The organism is Bradyrhizobium centrolobii, from assembly GCF_001641635.1.
GTDB classification, from domain to species: Bacteria; Pseudomonadota; Alphaproteobacteria; order Rhizobiales; family Xanthobacteraceae; genus Bradyrhizobium; species Bradyrhizobium centrolobii.
Window position 1 is genome coordinate 1 of record NZ_LUUB01000028.1, and the last position, 14,242, is coordinate 14,242.

Below are 14,242 nucleotides of genomic sequence, written 5' to 3' on the forward strand. Positions count from 1 at the left end.
GCGCTGCGGTCGAGGTGTTGCGCCGGCAGCGCCACACCGGCCAGCAGATTGCGGCCGAGGTCGGGATCTCTCCGGCGACCGTCAGCCGCATCCTGCAACGGTTGGGATTGAACCGGTTGCGCGACCTGGAGCCAGCCGAGCTGGTGCGGCGCTATGAACGCGAACATCCCGGGGAGTTGATCCACATCGACATCAAAAAGCTCGGCAAGTTCAACCGTGTAGGCCATCGCATCACCGGTGATCGAACTGGCCAGAGCAGCCTGCGTGCCCGCGGTGAAGGACCTGGCTGGGAATACGTCCACGTCTGTATCGACGATGCCTCCCGCATCGCCTTCAGCAAGGTCATGAAGAGCGAGCGAAGGAGCTGTGCCGTGTCTTTCCTCAAGGCAGCGATCGCCTACTACGCCAGCCTGGGCATCAAGGTCGAGCGGGTCATGACCGACAACGGCTCTTGCTACAAATCCTTTGCCTTCCGCAAAGCCTGCAGACGTCTCGGCCTGAAGCACATCCGCACCAGGCCCTACACGCCCAAGACCAACGGCAAGGCTGAACGCTTTATCCAGACCAGCCTGCGCGAGTGGGCCTATGCCCGCGCCTACAACACCTCAAAAGAACGAGCCGACGAGCTGCCGAGGTGGCTTCACCGCTACAATTGGCATCGGCCTCATGGCAGTATCGGTTCCGTGCCACCCATCAGCAGACTCGCTCTAAACAGGAACAACCTGTTGAGGCTCCACAGCTAGAGCGGGAACGATCGGGCCACAAACTCGCTCAACCTCTCCCGCTTGCGGGGGAGGCATAGGCCGCCTTCGGCGGCCGTCCTCTAAGGGACGCCGAGGCGAGGCCTCGGCTATGGCGAAGCGCCGGGTGGGGGCTCATTCCACATCGGGAGTCTCGATTGCGGAGACACCCCCACCCCCGCCCTCCCCCGCAAGCGGGAGAGGGAGCGCATCTCCTATGTGGCAGCAATCAAGCTAACCCCATCGTGCTCAAGGCAACCGCATCCGATGTGCTGGCGATGAAGGGCGTGGGTTGCGCAGCGCGCGGTGCTGCGCGCGAGGACGAGGTGCTAGGCTTTCCTCACAATCATCACAAGGGGAGCGAACGCCGATGGCTGCAAGCGGCCTGCCCGCCAATACGAGCGGGCTATTCGTCGAACCGCGCGAGGACTGGCTCGCGCAGCATCAGGAGGAGATCATCGATCCCTTACGGCCGATCGTCGATCCCCATCATCATCTCTGGAATCGCGGCCAGCGCTACCTGATCGAGGAGATGGCGGCCGACATCGCCTCCGGCCACAACATCATCGCCACCGTCTATGTCGACTGCCGATCGATGTATCGCACACATGGGCCCGAGGCGTTTCGTCCAGTGGGCGAGGTCGAGTTCGCCAACGGCGTCGCCGCGATGAGCGCGAGCGGCGGCTACGGCAAGGCCGCGATCTGCGCCGGCATCGTCAGCCACGTCAATCTGCTGCTCGGCGATGCGGCGAGGCCAGTGCTGGAGGCGGAGATCGCCGCCGGCAACGGACGCTTCCGCGGCATCCGGCATTCCTCGGCCTGGGACGAGGACCCGGCCGTCGCCGGCATGTATGCGAACCGGCCGAAGGGATTGTTGCTGGATCCAACCTTCCGCAAGGGCTTTGCCTGCCTTGCACCGCTGAACCTGAGCTTCGATGCCTGGCTGTTTCATCCACAGATCGGCGAACTGACCGAACTGGCGCGCGCCTTCCCCGACACCAGGATCGTGCTGGACCATTGCGGCGGCCCTGCCGGCACCGGCCGCTTCGCGGGGCGGCGCGAAGAGGTGTTTGCGCAATGGCGTGCCTCGATCCGCGAGATCGCACAGTGCGAGAACGTCGTGGTCAAGCTCGGCGGGCTTGCGATGTGCCTGCTCGGCTACGACTTCCATCTCCGCCCCAAGCCGCCTTCGTCGGAGGAGCTTGCTGCGGCCTGGCGGCCCTATATCGAGACCTGCATCGAGGCGTTCGGCGTGAAGCGCGCGATGTTCGAGAGCAATTTTCCCCCCGATAAGGGCCAGTGCAGCTATCAGGTGATCTTCAACGCCTTCAAGCGCATCGCGGCGCCGCTCAGCGAGGTCGAGAAGACGGCGCTGTTCTCGCGGACGGCCACAGACTTCTACCGGCTCGAGCTGCCATCATGACATGAAGAGGGGCCGGGATTGATTCCCGGCCCCTCTTCCGTCGCAGTCGCTGGGAAGCGTTCTTGAAACGACTAGCCGGCACCCATCAGCGTCGCGGGGCGGCGCTCGCTGGGCGAGAAGAACATCCGCTTGAGCCTGTTGACGGCGCGGACCATGAAGCCGATCAGCACCGGGTTGGTCTTGCGGCAGAAAGCGATCTTCTTGACGTGGCCCTCGACATGCCACTTCGCGTGGGCGCCCTCGCGGAAGAACACCACGTCGCCAACGCCGTAGCGCTTCGGCGGCATGCCATCACTCTCGAGCACGATCGATCCTTCCAGGATCATGATCGTCTCGTCGATATCGTAGTACCAGTTGAAGCGCCCTTCCGTGCAGGACCAGATGATGGTCGAGGCGGTGCCGTCAGAGCTGGTCGACAGGATGTGCGAGCGCGACACCGGATTGCCCTCGATGATCCAGGCCGGCTCGATCGGCCGCAGTTCCAGATCCACATTGCAACTTCCGGTTTCAATAAGCGCGCGCGACATCGGCTTCCTCAAGAGATAGAGTATGGTGGCCGGGTCGTTAGGCCCGGATGTTTCGAAAGATGTCCGCGACGCTAGTAGGCGGTTTTTAATTCTTCCTTACGCCGGCCCCGACAATCAGCCGTAAGTTGCATGTGCGGAACGGCTAACGTGCCGATTGGCCTGCAAATTCGTGCATATGAACCCACCTTTTCCAGGGTGCGACAAAATGCGCGATGCAATCGAGAAGGAACTACGCCGATGGCCCTGAGCCCCGAAGTCCTGAGCGCCAACCGCGAAGTCGCCGCATGGCTCCAGACCTTCGATGTCTCGCTCGAACCGGATGAGGAGCCGTCGGACTGGTTCTCCATCGACGGCATCGAAAAGCCCCGGCAGATCGGCAGCGACGAAGCCGGCGGCACGTTCGTGCTGCTGCCCTCGCAGAATGTGCTCTACGTCTCATCGGAAGGCCGCGCCGGGATCATTGCGGGCGGCTTCGAGGAATTCGTCCAGCTCGTCGCCGCCTGTCCCTACTGGCTCGATGTCCTCAAATTCTCCTCCGGCGGTGACCTCGCCGAGATGCGGCGCGCGGCGATTGCGCTGGAGGCGACACTCGACGACGAGGACGACATCAACGATGCCCGCGAAGCGATCCACGGCATCCTCGACCTCTCCGAGCCAGAGGATCCGGTCGGCGCGCTTTATGACGCGGTCGCAGCTTCCGACGTCATCGTCCGGGCCACCGACGGCAGTCCCTTCACGACGCTGTTCAACCGCTTCAGCGTCGACAGCAATCCGATGCTGAGCGACGCTGCGGCTTAGAGATATGGTGAGATAACTACGTTCCGCCGCCCGGATGTTCACCTCTCCCCAGCGGGGAGAGGTCGGATTGCGGCTGGCGATGCGAAGCATCGTCCAGTGCAATCCGGGTGAGGGGCAGCGGCGCACAGTAAGACCGTAACCCCTCGCCCGGATCACATCTTCGATGCGACGTAGCCGAAGCTTCGCTTCGGCGTCCTTATCCAAGAACGGCCGCTAAAGGCGGCCTCTGCCTCTCCCTACGGGAGAGGTGGAGCGCGTTCCTCGGCGCACCGATTCAATCAAGATCTATCGCGCGCTACTTCGCCCACTCGCCCTTGCGGAACACAGGCTCCTTGCTGCCGTCGGTGAGAATGCCGTCGATGTCGGTCTCGGCCGAGCCGATCATCCAGTCGATGTGGATGAGACTCTGGTTGCCGCCCTGCGCAGCGATCTGCTGCGGCGTGAGCTTGGCGCCGTTGACGAAGCATTTCGAATAGCACTGGCCGAGCGCGATATGCGAGGCGGCGTTCTCGTCGAACAGCGTGTTGAAGAACAACAGCCCGCTCTGCGAGATCGGCGAGGAATGCGGCACCAGCGCCACTTCGCCGAGTCGCCGCGCGCCCTCGTCGGTGTCGAGCACCTTGTTCAGCACCTCCTCGCCGCGCGAGGCCTTGGCGTCGACGATCTTGCCGTCCTCGAAACGCACCGCGATGTTGTCGATCAGCGTGCCCTGGTAGGACAGCGGCTTCGAACTCACGACATGGCCATAGACCCGCCGGCAATGCGGCGTGGTGAAGACCTCCTCGGTCGGTATGTTGGCGTTGCAGCTGATGCCGTTCTTGGAGAGCGACGCGCCGCCCTCCCATTCGTGGCCATCGGCCAGGCCAATGGTGAGGTCGGTGCCCGGCCCGGTGTAATGCAGCGCGCGGAAACGCTTGCCGTTGAGCCAGTTGGTACGCTCGCGCAGCACCGCATTGTGGCTCGCCCAGTTGTCGATCGCATTCTCACGATCGACGCGGGACGCGGCGAAGATCGCGTCCGCGAGCTTTCCGACCGCGACCTCCTCGGGATCGTCGGGAAACACCTGCTTTGCCCAGGACGGGCTCGGATAGGCGATGATGTTCCAGTTGGTGTCGAAATTGACGATCTTTTCCAGCGCCGGCTGATAGGCCATGGAATTGGCCTTGCTGGCGCGCGCGACCTTGGCCGGATCCTCGCCCGACAGCAGCATCGGATTGTCGCCGACGATGGCGAGCCGCGCAGTGTTGTCCGAGAACGCTTTCGCCATGCCCTCGTAGAGCCAGCCGGCGGCGCGATCAAAGCTGTTGTCGTGGCCGTGGCGGTAGCGCGCCAGCGTCATCTCCTCGTCCGACAGGATCGGCGTCACGATGCCCGCGCCGGCCTTGTAGGCGTGTACTGCGATCCGCCGCACCAGGGGCAGCGCGATTGCGGGCGCCGTCAAGAGAAGGTCCTGTCCCGGCCGCAAGCCCAAGCCCACCTTCACCGCCACCTCGGCCAGCCGGTCGAGTTTTGCGGGATCGATGGGAGTGGAGGTATTGCGTTGATCGGTCATGCCGGGTCCTCTGTGGAAGGTCTCTGTCACATCTAAGTCTAGCATCGCGAGGCGCAATAGCGCGAGCGTCTTGCGACGTTACGGAAGATACGCAGTTTGGCGTAGTTTGGTTTTCAACGCGTTGCCGATTTCAGCACCCGATCCACCATGGCCGGCGCAAGGCCAAGGTAATTTTTCGGTGAGGTCAGCGCCTCGATCGTGGCCCGATCGATTCTGGCAGAGATGCGCGGATCGGCCGAGAGCGCGTCCGCAAGGCTCAAGCCCTTCTCGTTGGCGAGCCGGCAGGCGTCATAGACCACGTCATGCGCCTCCTGCCGGCCGATCTGCGGCGCCAGTCCCATCATCACCGCTTCCGCCACGATCAGGCCGCGGCTGATGGCGAGATTATCGTCCATCTTCCTCTCGTCCACAATGAGGCCTGCGAGCGCGAACTTCGCCTGATGCAGCGCGCCGGCGGTCAGCACGAAGCTTTCCGGGATCGCCATCCACTCGGCGTGCCAGGGACCGGTGGCACGCTCGAAATCCTGCACCATCGCATCGAGCATCAGGCCAGCGTGCTGGCGCACCGCCTTGGAGGCGGCGAGCATCAATTCCGAGGAGATCGGGTTGCGCTTCTGCGGCATGGTCGAGGATGCGCCGCGCCCCTTGACGAAGGGCTCGTAGACCTCGGCGAACTCGGTCGAAGCCATGATCATGATGTCGAGCGCGATCTTGCCCAGCGAGCCGGCGACGAGCGCGAGAAAGTTCACGGCTTCCGCAAAACCGTCGCGGGCGACGTGCCAGGTCGAGGCGGGAACGCCGAGCTTCAGCTCGGCGCAGAGCGCCTCCTGCACCTCAAAACCCTTGTCGCCGAGCGAGGCCAGCGTGCCGGCGGCACCGGCGAACTGGCCGACCAGGACGCGCGGCTTCAATTGCTCCAGCCGCTCGGCGTGGCGGTCGAACATCGCGAGCCAGATCGCGGTCTTGTAGCCGAACGTCACCGGCAGCGCCTGCTGGAGATGGGTACGGCCCGCCATCGGCGTGTCGCGGTAGCGTTGCGACAGGTTTGCGAGGATGCCGCGCAATTCGGCGATGTCTTGTGCGATGATCTCCAGCGCCGCGCGCAATTGCAGGACCACGGCGGTATCCATGATGTCCTGGGTGGTGGCGCCCCAATGCACGTAGCGGCCGGCATCACCGCATTGCTTCACCATCTGATGCACCAGCGGCAGGATCGGATAGCCGACAATGTCGGTCTCCTGCCGCAGCAGATCGAAATCGAGCGCGGTCACATCGGTGCGCGCCGCGATCGCCTCGGCCGCCTCCTGCGGAATCACGCCGCACCTCGCCTCCGCCTTCGCCAGCGCCACTTCGACCTCGGCATAACGCGAGACCAGCGCGAGATCCGAAAACACCTCCCGCATCCCCGGCGTGCCGAAGGCGTCGCGAAACAGGATGGAGTCGAGCACGGTGGTGGAGGTCGGAAAGGCGGGCATAGGCGTTTCTTCGTGGTTGGCTTGCTGTTTGGCAACGTAGATTACGCGGGATGTCCGGCAGAGCAATCGACATTCGCCACATATTCGGTGTCGTCCTGGCGAAAGCCAGGACCCATAACCCCAGGGAGAAACTTGGCTGAGACTCGTTGTTCGGTACCCCTACCGCCCACAATCGATAGATTCCGCGGGATGGGTCCCGGCTTTCGCCAGGGCGACGTTGAGGAGATTGCGCGCTATTACCTTAACGTCCTCATTGCGAGGAGCGAAGCGACGAAGCAATCCGGAGTATCTCCGCGTAGTGCGTAGCCCGCATGAGCGAAGCGATATGCGGGACGAGCTGTCCCGGATGTCGCTTCGCTCATCCGGGCTAGGAGTCCCGCCTGCGCGGGCGCGACACGCGATCCTATACAAACTTTAATTCAGCGCCTCGTGCGAGTTGTTGCACACTCACGCATCTGCGGCGCCAGAGCCGCCGCGTGACGAGGAGACCACAATGTTGAAATCGTTTCGCTTCGTTGCTGGAGCTTGTCTACTTGCGAGCCTGTCGGCAGCGACGCTGACCGAGGTATCCGCTGCGCCGATCGGCCAGCCGCTGGCGATGACGCGGCCTGCGTCCGGCCAAGTCGAACAGGTCCGCTGGTACGGACATCGCGGCTGGGGCTGGGGCGGCGGCGCGTTCGTCGGAGGGCTTGCGGCCGGCGCGCTGATAGGCGGCGCCATCGCGTCGTCCCCCTATTATGGCTCTCCTTATTACTATGGGCCGGCCTATCCGCCGCCGGCTGCCTATGGACCGCCGCCCGCGGAGGGCGACGCGGTCGCCTATTGCATGCAACGCTACCGGTCGTATGACCCGAACAGCAGCACCTTCCTCGGCAATGACGGCAGGCGCCATCCCTGCCCGTAACAACGTCGCCGTCGCAATGCCCTGACAATCCCGGACGTCACTTCCGCCGTCGCTCCCAAGGCGACGGCGGGCAAGTCGTTCAGTCGGACCAGCCCATTCGGTCACCGCCGCTGATCGCGATCAGCTCGGGTGCGCGCAGCAGCGCATGGTCGAGGATCATCGCCGCGCAGATTGCATGCAGCGCGATCAACACCACCGCGATCGCGCCAAGAAGCAGACCGGGCCTCTTCGGAACTGCGCACGTTGATCTGTCATCGACCGATGCGCGGCGACCTGGCGGTAAGCGACAGGGCGCCGCGCTGTCGTTGCCTTGTTCCAGCAAACGGGCATAGCCGGCGATGACTCGCATCGCCTGACGTTCGCGTGATTGACGCAGCGTCTCGAGACAACGCGCGCCAAACCGCCACATTCTATCCGACGTTGTCTTCCTATCCGCAAACGGCATGGCAGGCATCCCTGAATTGGATGAACCGAGCATGCCCTCGGGCGGACTCACAGACTTCAGCGCGGAATCCATATTGCAATTTCATTTGCCTGATTTTGTCGTGAGGCCCGTTTTCGACGTGCAGTTTGTATTCAGGGACCACCTTCTCGATACCGACCGGCGCGAGCTGAGCCGCGAGCAGGTTCCCATTTCCGTCGAGCCGCAGGTTTTCGATCTCGTCGTCCACCTCATGGAAAATCGCGACCGGGTGGTCAGTAAGGACGAGCTGATCGACAAGATCTGGCATGGACGCGTCGTCTCGGAATCCACCCTGACCAGCCGGATCAACGCGGCGCGCAAGGCGATCGGCGACGACGGCGCGAGCCAGGCGCTGATCCGCACCGTCGCCCGCAAGGGCTTTCGCTTTGTCGGCGACGTCGCGATGAAGGCCGGCGCGGCCACGCTGGAACCCGGGCGCAGGCCCGGGGAACCGCAGGCTGCACCGGCACTGCCCGACCGGCCCGCGATTGCCGTGCTGCCCTTCACCAACATGAGCGGCGACCGCGAGCAGGACTATTTCTCCGACGGGATCAGCGAGGACATCATCACCGCGCTGTCGAAGCTGCGGTGGTTCTTCGTCGTCGCGCGCAACTCCTCTTTCGTCTACAAGGGCCGCGCCGTGCACATCCACGAGATCGCGCGCGAGCTCGGCGTGCGTTACGTGGTCGAAGGCAGCGTGCGGCGGAGCGGCGATCGCTTACGCATCTCGGCGCAGCTCAACGACGTCTCCACCGGCAGCCATCTCTGGGCCGAGCGCTACGACCGCGGCCTTGCCGACGTCTTCGCCGTGCAGGACGAGATCACCGAGGCGATCGTCGCCGCGATCGAGCCGCAGCTCTACGCCGCCGAGAGCTTTCGCGCGCAGCAGAAGCCGCCGGGCAGCCTGGACGCCTGGGACCTCCTGATGCGCGCAGTGTCGCACTACTGGCGCATCACGCGCGAGGACAATGAGGCGGCGCAGACCCTGCTCACACAGGCGATCGCGATCGATCCGGCCTATGGCAAGGCGCTCGGCCTGCTCGCGACCAGCCATATTTTCGGCGCGCATATGGGCTGGGCCGACATGGACGCGACCATCCCGGTCGCCGAGCGCGCCGCGCTGGCGGCGGTGGAGGCCGATCGCGACGATCCCTGGGCCCATCACGGCCTTGCCTATACCTATTTGTTCCGCCGCCGCTTCGACGACGCGCTGGCCGAGTTCGAGCTGGCGCTGCGGCTCAACCCGAATTTCGCGATGTCGTACGCGTTCTACGGCGTGACGCTGTGTTACGCCGGCCGCTGGCAGGACGGCGATGCCGCCGCGCGCCGCGCGCTGCGGCTGAGCCCGCGCGACCCGTTCGCGGCGATCTATTGCGGCGTTGCCGCCTATGCCCAGTTCATCGGCCGCAACTATGACGAGGCCGTGCAGCTGGCACGCGAGTCGCTCAGGCAGCGCGGCGATTTCGTCGGCGCACATCGCGTGCTCACTGCCTCCGCCGGAATGCTCGGCAATCGCGAGCTCGCCGCCTCCGCCCTGCAGGGACTGCGCCGCGCCCAGCCGAACATCTCGCTCAACTGGATCATGCGCGAGCTGCCGATGCAGGAGGAAGAGGATCGCAAGCACTATATCGAGGGATTCCGGCGCGCGGGGATGAGGTGACAGCGAGCGCGCCGCATTGACAATGCACCCTCTCCCCGTGTGGGAGAGGGTGGCTCGCCGCGAAGCGGCGAGACGGGTGAGGGGTATCTCTCCGTACGTGACTCTCTCGCAATCTGACTCGGCGATGGAGACCCCTCATCCGGCGCTTCGCGCCACCTTCTCCCACAGGGGGAGAAGGGAAAGCAGCGAGCGCTTGGCTCCTCGTACGCGATCTCGCCTATTCCTGCATCATCTCGCCGCTGCCGCCGAACTCGGCGGGAAAGTCCTTTAGCTTGGGCAGGCCGTCGCGCATCGGCAGCACCGTCTCCGCGTAGTTGACGTGGACGGCCGGCGCGAAGGAAAGCGTGGGAATGGTGGTAGCGAACACATCGATCATGTCGAGCGGCGGGTGGTTGGTCATGAGATGACCGCCGCACTTCTTGCAGAACTTGCGCTGGCTAAGCGGCGTCTTGGCGTAGGTCTCGACATTCTCGGCGCCGGCCGTGATGTGCACCGCTTCCGGCTTCCACAGGCTGAAGGCATTCACCGGCCCGCCCGACCACGAGCGGCAGGAGCGGCAGTGGCAATAGCCCATCGCCTCCGGCGCGCCCGTAACCTCGACCGTGACCGCGCCGCAGAAGCAATTTCCGACATGTCTCATTTTGGTGTTCTCCTTGGATGAAAGTAGTTTGGTGAGGCGAGCGAGCTGCCTCTTCTCCCTCTCCCCGTTCTTACGAGGAGAGGGTCGGGGTGAGGGGCAGCGTCCGCAGTCACGGAGGCAGATGGATTCGTGGAGAGCCCCCTCACCCGATTTGCTTCGCAAATCGGCCTCTCCCCGCAAGCGGAGAGAGGCGAAGCTTCAGGCCGCGCGTGCAAGGCGGCAAGCCCGAATCAAGCCGACTTGCGCCAGGGAATAAGCATCGACACGCGTTGTTTGTACTGCCGGTACTCGTCGCCGAAGAGGTCGATGAGGTCGCGCTCCTCCAGCGCGATGCCGACGAGGATGTAGAGCGTGGTCACACTTGCGAACAACAGATGCCCCACGGTCATGGTTGGCGCCGCCCAGAACGCGATGATGAAGCCGAGATAGATCGGATGGCGTACGAATTTGTAGAACAGCGGCGTCCGAAAGCGCGGCGGCGGCGCTTCCTTGTCGAGGAGATGATTGGTCACCTGGTTCAGCCCGAACAGCTCGAAATGATTGATCACGAAGGTCGAGGTGAAGACTAGCACCCAGCCTGCGAACGACAGCGTGGCGAGCGTCACGGCGAAATCCGGATCCTGGACATCCCATACGATCGCGGGCAGCGGACGCCACTGCCAGAACAGGAGGAGCAGCGACAGGCTCGCCAGCAGCACATAGGTGCTGCGCTCGATGGGCTTCGGGACGTACTGGGTCCACCACGCCTTGAAGCGCTGGCGCGCCATCACGCTGTGTTGAACGGCGAACAGCGCCATCAGGAGGAGATTGATGATGACGGCCTCGACCGTGGACGTGTCGGTTCCAGTGTCGATGCTCTTCGGCACCACCAGCCCCATGACGAAGCCGATGGCGTAGAGAATGGTGACGAAAAACACGAGATATGCCGCAATTCCGTACAGAAAGGCGATGAATCTGAAAATGCAAGAGCCCGCAACCTCCGGGCCAATGGAATGCACCTGGTGATCAATTTGGGTCATAAACAGCTCCGTTGTGCCGAGGCGTCGGCACTATCTGGTCGCTGCACCATGCCGCATCAGACGGGTCAGGACTTTTGCGGACGGTTGATTTTAGCGTGAGACAACTTTGATTTTTGCTTGAGATTACAGAGCCGTGCGATTTCGCCTGGAACATCATATTCTCGACACTGACCTTCGCGAGCTGACCTGCGGCGGCGCCGCCGTGCCGCTGCAACCGCAGGTGTTCGATCTGCTGCTCTATCTGGTCACCGAACGCGCGCGCGTGGTCAGCAAGGATGACCTGATCCGGCATGTCTGGGACGACCGCATCGTCTCCGACTCCGCCCTGAACAGCCGCATCAACGCCGCGCGGAAGGCGCTCGGCGACGACGGCGCGGCGCAACGGCTGATCAGGACTGTTCCGCGCAAGGGCTTTCGCTTTGTCGGCGACGTCATGGAGGAGACTGCGGCGCCACCCGCGCCGGCCGAGGCGAGGTCCGCGCCCGCGCGCACGGCGCTCGACCGTCCGGCGATCGCGGTGCTTGCCTTCGAGAACATGAGCGGCGATCCCGATCAGGAATATTTCGGCGACGGGATCAGCGAGGACATCCTCACCGCGCTGTCGAAACAGCGCTGGTTCCTGGTGATCGCGCGCAATTCATCCTTCACCTACAAGGGACGCGCGGTCCACGTCCGGCAGATCGCCAGGGAGCTGGGCGTCCGCTACATCGTCGAGGGCAGCGTACGCAAGGCGGACAGCCGCGTGCGGATCACCGCCCAGCTCAACGACGCCACCACCGGCAGCCATCTCTGGGCCGAGCGCTACGACCGCGAGCTCGTCGACGTCTTCGCCGTGCAGGACGAGATCACCAATGCGATCGTCGCGGCGATCGAGCCGCAGATCCATGCCGCGGAGAATTTTCGCGCGCACCGCAAGCCGCCCGCGAGCCTGGATGCCTGGAATCTCTTGATGCGGGCGCTGTCGCATTACTGGCGCGTCACGCGGCAGGACCACATTGCGGCGCATGCGCTGCTCGAACGGGCGGTCGCGATCGACCCGACCTACGGCCAGGCGCTGTCGGTGCTGGCGGCGAGCCATATGTTCGGCGTGCATCTCGGCTGGGCCGAGCTCGCAACCGCGGCCCCGATCGCAGAGGCCGCCGCGCTCGCCGCGGTGCGCTGCGACCATGAGGATGCCTGGGCGCATACCGCGCTCGGCAGCGTCTTCTTCTCGACGCGGCGGCTGGCCGACGCGCTGTCCGAGTTCGAGCAGGCGCTCACGCTCAACCCGAACTTTTCGCTGGCGCAGGGCTATTACGCGCTGGCGCTGTCCTATGCGGGACGTTCCAGGGATTCGTTCGAGGCGGCGCAAAGAGCGATCAGGCTCTCACCGCGCGATCCGTCGCTGGCGATCTATCACGGCATCGCCGGCTATGCGCGCTTCACCGAGCGGCGCTATGACGAGGCCATCGCGCTCGCGCGCGAGGCGATCCGCCATCGCGGCGACCTCACCGGCGCCTATCGCGTGCTCGCCGTCTCCGCCGGCATGACCGGCGACGGCGCGCTCGCGGAGATGGCGCTGCGCGAGCTCCGCCGCACCCAGCCCAACGTCTCGCTGCACTGGATCGCGACCCAGCTGCCGTGGACGAACGACGCCGATCGCGAGCACTATATGGAGGGATTCCGGCGGGCGGGATTGCGGTAGTACTCCCTCTGCCCGTTCTTACGGGGAGAGGGTCGGGGTGAGGGGCTCTATCCGCAAAGACGGTAACAGTGAGACTCGCGGAGAGTCCCCCTCACCCGCATCGCATCTTCGATGCGATGCGGCCTCTCCCCGCAGGCGGGGAGAGGCAAAGAAGATCACGCGCTCGATGCATTCAGTCTGGCACGGCTCGCATGGCGGCGCTACGCGATCTTCCTGCGCAGATGGACGATGACGTCGAGCCGCGCGATCTCGTGGCCGGGAAGCGGCTCCGGCACCCTCGTGAAGGTGAGTCCACCCGTGACATCCACCAGCATGTCCTCGCCTTCGAGATAGAAGTGCGGATGCACGCTGGTATTGGTGTCGAAGAACGACTTGATGCCGTCAGCCGCGATCCGGCGCACGAGGCCCGCCTCGGTGAACTGGTTCAGCGTGTTGTAGACGGTCGCCAGCGACAGGCGCATGTCTGCGGCCGTCGCTTCCTCGTAGAGCTGCTCCGCGGTGACGTGACGATGGCCGCCGAGAAACAGCAACCGGCCGAGCAGCAGGCGCTGGCGCGTCAGACGCAGGCCCGCATCGCACAGCAACTGCGCGCAGCGCCTTGTGCCATCATCCGCAGGCAAGGAAACGCCGGATGGTTCAATCCCGACGTCGCTGGCATCGCCCGCAGGCATGGTCGTGGCGTGGACATCCATCGATCGCCTCAGAGTTCGGATGGTACCGGACGCGCAGCTCCTCGTCCCGCTAGTTGCCATTGGATCGCAAAAGCGGTGAGTTGGCTTTGATCCCGATCAAATCCGGGTCCGCTTCTGACCTATCGCAAGGCGACTGAGTTTATTCCCGGCCGAAATGCACATGCATCGATGAGGCCATGAAGCCGGCGGCTACTTCGCCTTGGCCTGGGTCGGCTTCGGGGCCGGCACCGCCGCCCATTCCTTGTCGGCGCGGGGACCGTTGAGATCGCCGGTCAGGCCGACGAGCTGGCCCGGCTGCACGTCGAGAGTCTGCTGCCAGGTCTGGGTCTGGCACAACAGCTTGATCAGGCAGCCCTTGAGCTTGAGGCGGTCGGAGGAGTCGCGCCACAGCGAGACCGAATAGGACTTGCCATCCTCGGCATTGTAGATGTCGCCGGCGAACCGTCCGTCGGGCGTCGCCTGCAAGCCCATGATGAGCTGGTGGCCGAGCAGCGCGCGGGCGCGCTTGTCGGGATCGGGATTCAGGCTGTCGCGATAGGGCTGGCCGTGCTTGTCCGCCGGCTCTTTCATCCAGACGATGAAGCCGCAGATGCGGTCGCGCGACGGTCCGCAGCGCTCGAGCCGCACGCGCGCGCGGCCGTCCTCGACGAGCCAGGTGCCGCTGG

At 64.4% G+C, this 14,242-nt stretch carries 14 protein-coding genes; 6 read left to right on the plus strand and 8 right to left on the minus strand.

Annotation, left to right across the window (positions count from 1 at the left end):
• Positions 1-743 (plus strand): IS481 family transposase (locus tag AYJ54_RS05020; RefSeq protein WP_063697026.1); only part of this gene is annotated, 743 nt, incomplete at its 5' end.
• A 367-nt stretch (positions 744-1,110) separates the two neighbouring features.
• Entirely contained in the window at positions 1,111-2,163 is a 1,053-nt protein-coding gene (locus AYJ54_RS05025) for an amidohydrolase family protein (protein ID WP_063697028.1), read from the plus strand.
• 71 nt (positions 2,164-2,234) lie between these two features.
• Here the strand turns inward: AYJ54_RS05025 and AYJ54_RS05030 are convergent, their stop codons facing one another.
• A complete protein-coding gene (locus AYJ54_RS05030) occupies positions 2,235-2,690 on the minus strand; it encodes a cupin domain-containing protein (RefSeq protein WP_063697030.1) in 456 nt (151 codons plus the stop codon).
• Between the two features lie 237 nt (positions 2,691-2,927).
• On the opposite strand from AYJ54_RS05030, the gene AYJ54_RS05035 reads away from it, so the two are divergent.
• Positions 2,928-3,488: a hypothetical protein gene (locus tag AYJ54_RS05035; RefSeq protein WP_063697032.1), complete on the plus strand. Its 561-nt coding sequence runs from the start codon at positions 2,928-2,930 to the stop codon at positions 3,486-3,488.
• A 295-nt stretch (positions 3,489-3,783) separates the two neighbouring features.
• Here AYJ54_RS05035 and AYJ54_RS05040 read toward each other — a convergent pair whose 3' ends face one another.
• Both AYJ54_RS05040 and pcaB read right to left on the minus strand, forming a co-directional pair.
• Positions 3,784-5,040 carry an aminopeptidase gene (locus AYJ54_RS05040; protein ID WP_063697034.1) on the minus strand — a complete coding sequence of 419 codons (1,257 nt, stop codon included), beginning with the start codon at positions 5,038-5,040 and terminating at the stop codon, positions 3,784-3,786.
• Between the two features lie 113 nt (positions 5,041-5,153).
• Entirely contained in the window at positions 5,154-6,515 is a 1,362-nt protein-coding gene (gene pcaB / locus AYJ54_RS05045; protein WP_063697036.1) for a 3-carboxy-cis,cis-muconate cycloisomerase, read from the minus strand.
• A 493-nt stretch (positions 6,516-7,008) separates the two neighbouring features.
• On the opposite strand from pcaB, the gene AYJ54_RS05050 reads away from it, so the two are divergent.
• On the plus strand, positions 7,009-7,419 hold the full coding sequence (locus AYJ54_RS05050; protein ID WP_063697038.1) for a BA14K family protein: 411 nt from the start codon (positions 7,009-7,011) through the stop codon (positions 7,417-7,419).
• Between the two features lie 79 nt (positions 7,420-7,498).
• On the opposite strand, the gene AYJ54_RS05055 is transcribed toward AYJ54_RS05050, so the two are convergent.
• Positions 7,499-7,936, minus strand: a complete 438-nt coding sequence (locus AYJ54_RS05055; protein ID WP_136623448.1) for a hypothetical protein — start codon at positions 7,934-7,936, stop codon at positions 7,499-7,501.
• A gap of 46 nt (positions 7,937-7,982) precedes the next feature.
• On the opposite strand from AYJ54_RS05055, the gene AYJ54_RS05060 reads away from it, so the two are divergent.
• Positions 7,983-9,542 carry a winged helix-turn-helix domain-containing protein gene (locus tag AYJ54_RS05060; protein ID WP_063697148.1) on the plus strand — a complete coding sequence of 520 codons (1,560 nt, stop codon included), beginning with the start codon at positions 7,983-7,985 and terminating at the stop codon, positions 9,540-9,542.
• Positions 9,543-9,759: 217 nt separating this feature from the next.
• Here the strand turns inward: AYJ54_RS05060 and AYJ54_RS05065 are convergent, their stop codons facing one another.
• Together AYJ54_RS05065 and mddA are read right to left on the minus strand one after the other, a co-directional pair.
• On the minus strand, positions 9,760-10,182 hold the full coding sequence (locus AYJ54_RS05065) for a GFA family protein (protein WP_063697041.1): 423 nt from the start codon (positions 10,180-10,182) through the stop codon (positions 9,760-9,762).
• 230 nt (positions 10,183-10,412) lie between these two features.
• The gene (mddA, locus tag AYJ54_RS05070; protein WP_063697043.1) at positions 10,413-11,201 is read right to left on the minus strand and encodes a methanethiol S-methyltransferase; all 789 of its coding nucleotides are present in this window, start codon (positions 11,199-11,201) and stop codon (positions 10,413-10,415) included.
• A 133-nt stretch (positions 11,202-11,334) separates the two neighbouring features.
• Here mddA and AYJ54_RS05075 point away from each other — a divergent pair, with 133 nt between their 5' ends.
• Entirely contained in the window at positions 11,335-12,885 is a 1,551-nt protein-coding gene (locus AYJ54_RS05075) for a winged helix-turn-helix domain-containing protein (RefSeq protein ID WP_063697045.1), read from the plus strand.
• 200 nt (positions 12,886-13,085) lie between these two features.
• Here AYJ54_RS05075 and irr read toward each other — a convergent pair whose 3' ends face one another.
• Together irr and AYJ54_RS05085 are read right to left on the minus strand one after the other, a co-directional pair.
• A complete protein-coding gene (gene irr, locus AYJ54_RS05080) occupies positions 13,086-13,577 on the minus strand; it encodes a Fur family transcriptional regulator Irr (protein ID WP_063697047.1) in 492 nt (163 codons plus the stop codon).
• A 189-nt stretch (positions 13,578-13,766) separates the two neighbouring features.
• A partial coding sequence (locus AYJ54_RS05085; protein WP_245328896.1) for a DUF2147 domain-containing protein occupies positions 13,767-14,242 on the minus strand: 476 nt, incomplete at its 5' end.

Bases quoted from the DNA above. Each gene is read 5' to 3' on its own strand.
- mddA (WP_063697043.1), bottom strand. From the start codon at position 11,201: ATGACCCAAATTGATCACCAGGTGCATTCCATTGGCCCGGAGGTTGCG.
- irr (WP_063697047.1), bottom strand. From the start codon at position 13,577: ATGGATGTCCACGCCACGACCATGCCTGCGGGCGATGCCAGCGACGTC.
- AYJ54_RS05025 (WP_063697028.1), top strand. From the start codon at position 1,111: ATGGCTGCAAGCGGCCTGCCCGCCAATACGAGCGGGCTATTCGTCGAA.
- AYJ54_RS05055 (WP_136623448.1), bottom strand. From the start codon at position 7,936: ATGGATTCCGCGCTGAAGTCTGTGAGTCCGCCCGAGGGCATGCTCGGT.
- AYJ54_RS05035 (WP_063697032.1), top strand. From the start codon at position 2,928: ATGGCCCTGAGCCCCGAAGTCCTGAGCGCCAACCGCGAAGTCGCCGCA.
- AYJ54_RS05030 (WP_063697030.1), bottom strand. From the start codon at position 2,690: ATGTCGCGCGCGCTTATTGAAACCGGAAGTTGCAATGTGGATCTGGAA.
- pcaB (WP_063697036.1), bottom strand. From the start codon at position 6,515: ATGCCCGCCTTTCCGACCTCCACCACCGTGCTCGACTCCATCCTGTTT.
- AYJ54_RS05065 (WP_063697041.1), bottom strand. From the start codon at position 10,182: ATGAGACATGTCGGAAATTGCTTCTGCGGCGCGGTCACGGTCGAGGTT.
- AYJ54_RS05040 (WP_063697034.1), bottom strand. From the start codon at position 5,040: ATGACCGATCAACGCAATACCTCCACTCCCATCGATCCCGCAAAACTC.
- AYJ54_RS05050 (WP_063697038.1), top strand. From the start codon at position 7,009: ATGTTGAAATCGTTTCGCTTCGTTGCTGGAGCTTGTCTACTTGCGAGC.